The sequence below is a fragment of the Mesorhizobium sp. M5C.F.Cr.IN.023.01.1.1 genome (genome assembly GCF_003997585.1).
Classification (GTDB): Bacteria; Pseudomonadota; Alphaproteobacteria; order Rhizobiales; family Rhizobiaceae; genus Mesorhizobium; species Mesorhizobium wenxiniae.
The window spans coordinates 1-965 of sequence record NZ_RZSU01000243.1; the positions used below are offsets into that span (position 1 = coordinate 1).

1 pseudogene is annotated in these 965 nt (G+C 63.2%); it reads right to left on the reverse strand.

Going from position 1 to position 965, the window contains the following annotated elements:
- A pseudogene (locus EOA78_RS35580) lies at window positions 1-965 on the reverse strand (lactate dehydrogenase); the annotation flags it as partial.

Genomic DNA, 965 nt, shown 5'->3' on the forward strand with positions numbered 1-965 from the left:
ATGCGGACCAGCTCGTCGCGAATCCAGCAATAGGCGGAGAAGCCGCGGGTTTTCTCGACGCTGATCGTGCCGAGATCGGAAAAGATCATCTGCGCGGCGCCGGTCAGCTCGAACGGCTTGCCGTCCGGCCGGAGGTAAGCGCTCGCAGCGGTCTCTTGCCATATGCGATAGGCATTGCCGACGAGCAGGTTCAGCTTGTTGTCGGGCTCGTTATCGTTATCCGGATCCACCAGGCGCAGGTCGATCGCGGCGTGACGACCGTCGGTGATGACGGAGAGCAGGATGTCGTCCCCGGGTTCCGGCGGCCGGTCGCGCATCTCGATCGCCTTGATGCGCTCGTCGAGCAGGACCTGGTAACGCTTGAACGCGGCCGTGGGCTTCGCCGTCAGGATCTGGCGCCTGCCGGTCGAGATCGCCGGCACTTTCACATACTTGCGCAAGTCTTCCGGCATCACCACGTCGGCGAAGGTCCGGAACATGGCGATCAGTTCCGGCACGTTGACGAAGGTGGCGAAGCGGGTGACCGGCTTGTATTTGCCGTTGGGCTGAAGCTCGAGCTCGGTCGAAACATCGCCGAAGGTCGAGGCCCAGGCGTCGAACTCGTGCAGGCCGCGTTCGAGGAGTGCGCCGTAGCCGAGATAGCGCTGCACGGAAAACATCTCGCCGAGCGTATTGGTGATCGGCGTGCCGGAGGCGAGCACCAGCGCCCGGCCCGAATTCTTTGTCTCGATGAAGCGCGATTTCACATAGAGATCCCAGGCGCGCTGCGAGCCGTTCGGATCGACACCCTTCAGCGTCGACATGTTGGTGGCGAAGGAGAGTTTCCGGAACTCCTGCGCCTCGTCGACGATGATCTGGTCGACGCCGATCTCCGAGATGGTCAGGAGATCGTCCTTGCGGGTCGAAAGCGCCTCCAGCCGCTCCTTGAGGCCCTCCTTCAACCGCTCGAGCCGCTTGCGCGAGAC